The following is an 8,675-nucleotide window of genomic DNA, read 5'->3' on the forward strand; positions in this document are numbered from 1 at the left end:
CCGAGCCCGGCGAACTCCACGATGTCGACCACGAGAACGTGTACTGGACATATTGGTAATGCCCTTCCCCACGCCTGCGAGGTGAGCTGTCGGATTCGGGCTGGGACTGCCCGGCCGCTTTCACGGCTTCACCCCGAGGACGCCCGATATCGACGTCCGAAAGTGGGTCCCCCGTTCCTGCCGCAAGTTTGGTTTTCGTCGAGCGAGGGCAGGATTCGGCGTGCCGCCCGACGTGTCCCCATCGTATCGACGGGCACGGCGCAGACCATAACCAGAATTGCTGGTGGCTGAACAAGCCGTGAATGCGGTTCGTGACTATGCGCACATCGCGCTGTCCACTCTTGCCGTTCCTCGAGATCGACTGCTAACGCGCGCATGCGTGCGCTCAGCTTGCTTGCCGGCGGCCGAAGGAGGCGCGAAACGCGATGTCGCGCCTCCTTTGGCCGGATGGGTCAGCTGGTCAGCGAACGCCCCGCCGAGCGCAGGTCTGCGCAGGCTTGCGCGACACGGGCGGCCATACCGGACTCGGCTGCCTTGCCGTAGCTGCGTGGGTCGTACTGCTTCTTCACACCGACTTCGCCGTCCACTTTCAGTACGCCGGCGTAGTTCTTGAAGACATGGTCGGCGATCGGCCGGGTGTATGCGTACTGGGTATCGGTGTCCACATTCATCTTGACAACGCCGTAGTCCAGCGTCTCGCGAATTTCGGCCAGGTCGGAACCGCTACCGCCGTGAAAGACCAGGTCGAAGGGCTTGGCGTCGACTGGCAGACCGAGCTGCTGCGCGACATACTGCTGCCCGTCCCGAAGGATGCTCGGACGGAGTTTCACATTGCCCGGCTTGTATACACCGTGCACATTTCCGAAGGTTGCGGCGAGCATGTAGCGGCCCCGTTCGCCGGTGCCGAGAACCTCGGCGGTGCGCCACATGTCCGTCGGCGTGGTGTAAAGTTTCTCGTCGATCGCACCGACGACGCCGTCCTCCTCGCCGCCGACGACACCGATCTCCACCTCCAGGATGATCTTGGCCTGGTGGCATTCGATCAGGAGGCCGTCGGCAATTTTGAGATTCTCCTCCAGCTCGACTGCCGATCCGTCCCACATATGTGAGTGAAACAGCGGATCCCGCCCTTCGCGGAGAACCCGGTCCTTGGAGATCGCAAGCAGGGGGCGCAGATAGGTGTCGAGTTTGTCCGCGGGGCAGTGGTCGGTGTGCAGGGCGATATTGACCGGATACGCTTTGGCGACATGGTGGGCGAACTCGGCGAGTGCTTGCGCGCCGAGGACCATGTTCTTCACCCGGGTGCCGGAGAGGAACTCGGCACCGCCGGTGGAGACCTGCACGATGCCGTCGCTGCCGGCATCGGCGAAGCCCTTCAGGGCTGCATTCAGGGTTTCCGACGACGTAACGTTGATCGCCGGGTAGGCGAATGCCTCGGTCTTGGCCCGGTCAAGCATCTGTGCGTAGACGTCCGGGGTGGCGATGGGCATGGTTGTGGCTCCTGTGGGCAGTAGGAGTTGCGTGTCCGTTAGGTCGATAATTGGCCGATTTGGATATGAACGGCGGACTGGAGTCGCGCGAAGGGTACGATGATCGAGCCTTCGGGGGCAGACAGGCTCGAACCGTGCGAGTGTGGATGGCCTGTCCGGAGCGGTGCTCTATGCCGTCATCTTCACGCTCGTCTTCGTCGACAGCGGCATCCTCGTCGTTTTCTGGCTGCCTGGTGACACGATCCTGGTCGCCGCCGGCATGCTCGCGGCCGACCCGGATGCGGGCGTGTCGTCTGGTGCCCCCACGCCCGGGATCCCGCTGGTCGCGACCGCTGGCGCCGTAATGGGTCATGTTAGCGCGCTGCCCTTGGACGGGCCCCGTCTCGAACGGCGTCACGTCCGGATACTTGCCCGTCCTGATGTGTCCTACCAGCACTTTGGCACTCTGGCCCCGCATGTGGCCCGGTCTGTCCGACGGGTGCGGACGTTTGCCCCCTGTTGCCGGGCGCTCCTAGGCGTCACCCGGGGCAGCCGGCCAGGGCCGTTGGCCGCCCGTCCGACACGGCATGTCGTCGGGTGGATCCGAGGTGGCGCCACACTGGCCTGATCTGCTCATGATTATTCGGTTAAAAGCGATACGGGATGGCTCACCGTGCCTAGTACTCGCTACCCTTGTCCCGGATGCAGGGGGCATAGCGCGGGGGGGACCGACCACACGGAAGGTTCCATGGTTCGACATCGCAAGCACCGCCGTTCCCGGCAGGGTTGGTCCGGCGCCGTCCTGGCAGTCTTCGTTTTCGTTCTCGCCACCGTCGGGTTGCTCCTGGCCCAGCTGGTCCACGGGGGAGGGCCCGCGGCCGCGACCAGTCCTGGGGCTTCGTCCCCGGCCCTGGTGTCCTCGACGTCACCGGTTGATCCCGCGCAGGGGTCTGTACCGCCACAGACCGTCGATCGTGGCACGGTTGGTGAGACCGTTCACATGCGCACCGCTGTCAAACCTGGCGGGTGGCCGTGGGCGGCGTCGCTCCCACCGAGCTCGCCGCCGTGGTCCACACCGGTCGCGGACGCCACGGCGGGCGGCCCGGCGGCCACAGCCGCACCGGTCGCTCCGGTCGCTCCTCCTACAGCGGCTACGCCGGGTACCGCCACCGAGCCGACATCGGCAGACCCGGCTTCCCAGGTGGTAGCGCTCACGAACGCCGAACGGGCCAAGGCCGGCTGCGCTGCGCTGACCGTCGACTTCAGGCTGACCACCGCGGCGCAGGCGCACAGCGACGACATGGCGACGCATAACTACTTCAGCCACACGAGCCAGGACGGGCGCACGCCCTTTCAACGCATGGCTGCTGCCGGGTACCAGTTCTCGATCGCCGCGGAGAACATCGCTGCTGGGCAGCGCACTCCGACCGAGGTCATGGCGGGCTGGATGAACAGTTCCGGGCACCGGGAGAACATCCTCAACTGCTCGTTGAAGCAGATCGGCGTCGGTTACGGCACCGGGGGCAGTTACGGGACGTACTGGACGCAGGATTTCGGGACGCCGTAAGAGCGATTAGGGGGCTACTTAAAGTAAGATGTCGGCGGTTGGGGTGCGGATGCCGGCGCTGCACCGGGCTGGTGGCCGCGGCCGAGTCGTCGCGGCCGCCGGTGCCTGAAACCAGTTACTCTTGGGCTCCGATCACGTAGGGTCGATATCGTGCGACCGGAACGACCTGTCTGCGTGCTCGGCGTGACGGTACGTTAGGCCTGTCTGATAGACCTTGAGGTATCCGGGTGTCGTCTTGGCGGGGAGTCCGGTGGATCGGGAAGCGATCTTCCGGGAAGGCCGATTACCGGGATCGGGGATCTGCCGGGTAGGTCCCAGGGGTGAGAGGGGACGACGTGGCTCGCGCGGTGGTGACCGGCGCCGGGGGATTCATCGGGGACGCGGTCGTGCACGAGTTCCGCCGACGCGGCTACGATGTTGTGCCGATAGACGTCCGCCGTGGTCCGGGCATCGTCGTGGCCGACGTCACCCATCCCGGTGACTGGGAGAAACTGCTCACCGGGGCGGATCTTGTCGTGCACGCGGCGGCCGTCGGCACAGGTGGCGGTGGCGAGCTGGCCGCGGTCCGAGCCGGCGTGCCGAGCCGGCCGATACCGGTTGCGGACAGTGAAATGCGTAGGATCACGGTAGCCGGAACCACTGGCGTGTTGGACGCATGCCACCGCGCCGGCGTCGGTCGCGTTGTTCACATGTCCTGTGTGAGTGTGCTGGGCCCTTCCTTCCCTGCCGACGCTGACGAGGCCGTGCCCGTCACCATGACCGGTCTGGCGCGGGCTGACGCGCTGGCTGCGGCCGAGCACGCAGCCGTGGCCGCAGCCTCCCGCGGTCTGGCGGTGACAGTGCTACGGGTCGGCGACGCGTACGGACCACGGGCCGGTCGATGGACCCTGTGGCCGCTGCTGCTGTTGCGGGCCGGCCGCTTCGTCCTGGTGGACTCCGGCCGCGGGATCCTGAGCCCCGTCCACGTCGACGATCTGGTGTCGGCGGTCGCCGCGGTCATGGACTGCCCGGCGGCGGTTGGTGAGATCCTGCATGTCACGGGTGGGGCGGGTGTTTCGGCATCTGACTTCTTCGGCCGATACGCGCGGATGGCCGGCGTGGCCTTGCCGGGCTCGGTGCCGGCGGCGTTTGTTCGTGCGCTCGACTCGGCGGACCGGCTGCTGGTCGGGCGCAGGTGGTTGTCCGGACGGGTGAGCTCGCGTCTACACCCCCGAGTTTATGTTGATCTTGGACCGCTCGCGCTGGCTGAGCTGGCCCGAACGGGCACCTACTCGATCGCCAAGATCAGAAACCTGGCCGGCTGGGCGCCCCGCGTCGGCCTCGACGAGGGGATGGCACGCACCGAGGTGCTGCTGCGGGAGCGGGGACTGCTCGGCGTCGTGGAGCCCGCCCGCCGTGGGTGAAGGGCCGACCCTGACGACATCGAGGTTGCTTGCGCTTCCCCTGACGGTGTGGAACGCCGGCTTCGTGGCCGAGGAGCTGGGACCGGTGCTGGCGGGCGCGTGCCTGCACCAGGCGCAGGGGATCGCTGTCGACGTCGCCGATGATCCGACCGATGCGTTGCGGCGTGATCTGCGTCGCCGGGCCGGCGGAGGGCGCGGCGTGATGACCTGGACGGTGCGTGGTGAGGACTCGGTGGCCGTCGGTCTGCTGGCGGTGGACGCCGTCGACCGGCGGGCACTGGTGTCGGTGTCCATCGGGCGTCCCTACCGGCGCCGGGGGTACGCGACCGAGGCCCTGCGGGCGCTGGCCGGCTGGCTGGAGTTCCGCGGCCAGGTGGTCGTCGAGGCCCGGGTGCGTGTCGGTGACCGAACGGGTGAGCGCCTGGCCGTGGCGACCGCATTCGTGCCCGCGGACATCGTGCTGTCCGGTGGCTGGCGGGTCTGGTTCCGGCCGCCCCCTCCGTAACGTCACATCCACTGCGTCACATCCACTGCCTCACCACTTCCGTAATTCCACCGGATCTGTGACTTTAGGTAACCAGGCTGGCCCCGATGTTTACCCCGCTGCAGGATGCGGCACCATAGATGCGATGTCGCGAATAGGACGGTGTGAGCCAGCCGCCCAGTTCACGCGTCCGTGTCGGTTGGCCATCGGCGCGTGTCATGGATGGGGGACCGTACGGTTGGCGCGAAGGCGCCTGGGAGGTTCTCAGAGTGAGCGTGGAAACCCGGCGTGAAGTCGCACCCGTGGACAGTCCGGACGTGCCAGGCCCGATGCGGCCGCGTGGGTCTGAGGTCACATATGATCATTTGATCATTCCGCCGCACTGGCGCCGTTCGGACGAGACCGGGCCAGGAGCACACAACCCGCTGTTCCCGGATGATCCAGGGGCCGGTCCGCTTAACCCGCAGACCGGTCCCATCACAGGTGCGATGACCGGTCCCCTGCTGGTGGGCACGACCGCGCGCGCCTTCGCCAAGCTCGACGACCTGATCCGCCTCAACGTCGACGACCGCGCGGTCATCGACGCCCGTCGGGACGACGCCGAGCAGGCCCTACGGGCGATCTTTCCACCGCGCTGCGCGCTGCCGTTGGTCGGTGTGGCTACCATCGGTTCCGCGGGGCGCGACACGATGATCCGCCCGCTGGACGAGGTTGACATCTTCGTGGTGTTCAGCGCAGCGAACAGCGCCTGGAAGCGCTTCCGCTGGGACTCACGTGACCTGCTGCTCTGCGTTCGCAACGCGATCGGTGGCGAGCGCATCCAGACGATCGGCACGCGTGGCCAGGCCATGCGCATCGTCTACAACTCGGCGCCGGACGTCCATCTCGTGCCTGCCTTCGACCATCCACGGGCAGGTTACGTCATGCCCGACTGCGTCGGCGGCTGGCTGCCGACCCGGCCGGAGCGGCACGCGAGCTGGATGGCGGACGCCGGCCCACGGGTCGCTTCGGCGGTTCGGCTGCTCAAGGCGTGGAATCGGGTCTGCGGCAGCCATCTGCGTTCGTTCCACCTGGAGGCGCTCGCGGGCAAGGTTCTGATCAACCGCGGGCTGAACACCCGGCAGGCGCTGGCGGAGGTCTTCCGGCACGTCGAGAACAAGGGGTTCACCGCCTACGACCCGGCGGAGGTCGGCGGCGACCTGTCGACCTACCTGCAGGGGGACGACTGCGACGCGCTCGCGGAGTCGGTGCGGTTCGCGCGCGTCCATGCTGATGATGCTGTTGAGGCGGAGCAGGCGGGTCGGCACGAGGATGCCGTCAACCTGTGGCGGCAGGTTTTCGGGCCGGAGTTTCCGACCTTCGGCTAAATGCCTCCTTCAGACCTGTTTCAGACCTGGCCGGCGGATGACAGGCGGTGCGATCATGGTTCTCTTCGCACCGCCGGCGGCCCCACAAGGACCTCGTTGCCGGCGCTACCTACGCTACCGGGGGGATCGGTACCGGCTGCCGTTCCCGGCGGCCCCGCAGGCAGCCGGGCCAGGCGGCTCGGCCACCAGATCTTCGGGCCGATGTCGAGCGCCAACGCGGGCACGAGGATCGAGCGCACCACGAAGGTGTCGACCAGCACTCCGAACGCCACCAGAAAGCCCACCTCCGCGAGCTGCACCAGGGGCAGGATGAAGAGTACCGAGAAGGTGGCCGCCAGCACGACTCCCGCCGAGGTGATGACGCCGCCGGTGACGGCCAGCCCGCGGCGTGCGCCTGCTCGGGGGCCGAGTCTCTCGGCTTCTTCCCGAACCCTGATCATCAGGAAGATGTTGTAGTCGATTCCCAGCGCCACCAGGAATATGAATCCCAGTAGCGGCAGGGACGGGTCGGCTCCGGCAAAGCCGAACAGCCAGTCATAGGCGAGTGCACTGGCGCCGAGCGCGGCGAGGAACGAGAGCACCACGGTTGCGATCAGGAGTAGTGGAGCGACCACCGCTCTCAGGAGCAACCCGAGAATCACGGCCAGGACTCCCAGGACCACCGGGATGATCACTTTCTGGTCGCGTACGGAGGCGGTGCGTACGTCCAGGTTCACCGCCGTGGTTCCGCCGACCAGCGCGTCCGCGGCAGGTATCGCGTGGACGGCACCCCGGAGCGCTTTGATCGTGTCGAAGGACGCCTGTGTGTCGGGCGGTTGTGCGAGAATAACGATGAACTGGACCAGGGTCGCTCCGCGGCCGGTTTCCCCGACAGCGGTGACCGCGGGATTCCTGCGAATGGTGGAAAGCACATCGTCCGTGGCCGTGATATTGGCGATGACATATGTTGGCGCGGTCGCGCCGGCCGGGAAACTTCGCTGCACGAGTTCCTGACCCACCACGGAATCCACCGGTTTGGTGAATCCCTGGTCCCCGCGCAGGCTGGTGTTCAGGTGCAGGGTCGCGAACGCGAGCCCGGTAAGCATCAGGGTGGTCGCGATCCACACGAGGCGGGGCCGCGCGGCAATTCTGGCGCCGGTACGTGACCAGAAGCCGGATTCCTCGACGGTGCCCACGCCGTAACCGGGGATGAACGGCCAGAACAGCCGCCGGCCGCACGCGACGAGTGCGGCCGGGAGAAGCGTCATCATCGTCACCAGCGCTGCGGCTATTCCGATGGCGCCCACCGGGCCGAGACCACGGTCGGAGTTGAGGTCGCCTAACAGCATGCACAGCAGGCCTGCGATGACGGTCGCGGCGGAGGCGACGATTGCCGGCCCGGCCCGCCGGATCGCGACCCGCATCGCCTCGTACACGCTTTCGTAGCGGGTCAGTTCTTCTCGGTATCGAGCGATGAGCAGGAGCGCATAGTCGGTGCCGGCGCCGAACACGAGCACCCGTAATATCCCGGCGCTCTGCCCATTGACGGTCAGGCCGCCGTACCTGGCTCCGAGGTAGGTCAGGGCGGTGGCCGCCTGGTCTGCGATGGCGACCGACAGCAGCGGCGCCAGCCACAGGAAAGGGCTGCGGTAGACGATCAGTAGAATGGCCGCGACGACCCCGGCGGTGACGAACAGCAGTGTGGTGTCCACTCCGCTGAACACGTCATAGGAGTCGGTCAGCAGGCCGGCTGGTCCGGCCAGGCCGGTCTGAAGTCCGGGCGGCGCCGCGTGACGCACGATCCGCCGGATCTCCTTGACGTCGTCGGTGAAATCCACGATGTCGGCCCGTTGCGCGAGGCTGATGCTCAACAGCAACGCGTTGCCCCTGGGGGACGGGACGGGCGCGCCGATCGGGATGACGGAGAACCGCTGGAGTTCGTGGCTGAGCGTTTCGGCTGTCGCCCGGTCGGCGGGGGTCAGTTCGGGATCACGGGCGAGGACGACGATTGCGGGTACCGCGTCCCCACCCGGCAGGAGCTTCTCGGCCGTGAGCACGCGGGTGGACTCGGCGTCGGTGGGCAGGAAGGCTGAGGCGTCGTTCGTCTGCGCGCCGGTCAGCCTGCCGGCGAGTGGGGTGGCGACGACCGCTATGATGATCCATAGCAGGAGGGTCACCCACGTGAGTCGCGGCCGGGCCGGCTTTGCCGCGATCTTCCAGGCTTTCGCCACCAGCGCCCTCCGCGTCCCGTCTCCGGTCCCAGACACCGATGGTCGCAGTAAGGCCACGTCACGCGGTAGTGATACGGCGGCCTCCGCTTCCTGTGGACAGTGGCCTCTGGCGAACCGTGGCCTCCTGTGGACAACGGCGTGCCGGCCGGACGGTTCACACCGGGGTCGTCCCGGC

7 protein-coding genes and 1 riboswitch are annotated in these 8,675 nt (G+C 67.3%); of the genes, 5 read left to right on the top strand and 2 right to left on the bottom strand.

The window, feature by feature from the left end; translation table 11 throughout:
* Positions 1–56 precede the first annotated feature (56 nt).
* Positions 57–229: riboswitch (cyclic di-AMP (ydaO/yuaA leader) on the bottom strand.
* Between the two features lie 223 nt (positions 230–452).
* The gene (fbaA, locus tag U9980_RS16100) at positions 453–1,490 is read right to left on the bottom strand and encodes a class II fructose-bisphosphate aldolase (RefSeq protein WP_322768665.1); all 1,038 of its coding nucleotides are present in this window, start codon (positions 1,488–1,490) and stop codon (positions 453–455) included.
* Positions 1,491–1,632: 142 nt separating this feature from the next.
* Between fbaA and U9980_RS16105 the strand changes: the two genes are divergently transcribed.
* From U9980_RS16105 to U9980_RS16125, 5 genes are all read left to right on the top strand, one after another.
* Entirely contained in the window at positions 1,633–2,097 is a 465-nt protein-coding gene (locus U9980_RS16105) for a hypothetical protein (RefSeq protein WP_322768666.1), read from the top strand.
* A 372-nt stretch (positions 2,098–2,469) separates the two neighbouring features.
* The gene (locus tag U9980_RS16110; RefSeq protein ID WP_322768667.1) at positions 2,470–3,036 is read left to right on the top strand and encodes a CAP domain-containing protein; all 567 of its coding nucleotides are present in this window, start codon (positions 2,470–2,472) and stop codon (positions 3,034–3,036) included.
* A 320-nt stretch (positions 3,037–3,356) separates the two neighbouring features.
* Positions 3,357–4,439 (top strand): NAD(P)-dependent oxidoreductase, encoded by a 1,083-nt coding sequence (locus U9980_RS16115; RefSeq protein ID WP_322768668.1) that lies wholly within the window; start codon positions 3,357–3,359, stop codon positions 4,437–4,439.
* Positions 4,432–4,944 (top strand): GNAT family N-acetyltransferase, encoded by a 513-nt coding sequence (locus U9980_RS16120; protein ID WP_322768669.1) that lies wholly within the window; start codon positions 4,432–4,434, stop codon positions 4,942–4,944. The genes U9980_RS16115 and U9980_RS16120 overlap by 8 nt, the downstream gene beginning before the upstream one ends.
* A gap of 248 nt (positions 4,945–5,192) precedes the next feature.
* Entirely contained in the window at positions 5,193–6,290 is a 1,098-nt protein-coding gene (locus U9980_RS16125; RefSeq protein ID WP_416210292.1) for a nucleotidyltransferase, read from the top strand.
* A gap of 53 nt (positions 6,291–6,343) precedes the next feature.
* On the opposite strand, the gene U9980_RS16130 is transcribed toward U9980_RS16125, so the two are convergent.
* On the bottom strand, positions 6,344–8,500 hold the full coding sequence (locus U9980_RS16130; protein WP_322768670.1) for an MMPL family transporter: 2,157 nt from the start codon (positions 8,498–8,500) through the stop codon (positions 6,344–6,346).
* Positions 8,501–8,675: the final 175 nt, after the last annotated feature.

Source organism: Protofrankia sp. Cr1, assembly GCF_963555865.1.
Taxonomy (GTDB): Bacteria; Actinomycetota; Actinomycetes; order Frankiales; family Frankiaceae; genus Protofrankia.

Bases quoted from the DNA above. Each gene is read 5' to 3' on its own strand.
- fbaA (WP_322768665.1), bottom strand. From the start codon at position 1,490: ATGCCCATCGCCACCCCGGACGTCTACGCACAGATGCTTGACCGGGCC.
- U9980_RS16110 (WP_322768667.1), top strand. From the start codon at position 2,470: ATGCGCACCGCTGTCAAACCTGGCGGGTGGCCGTGGGCGGCGTCGCTC.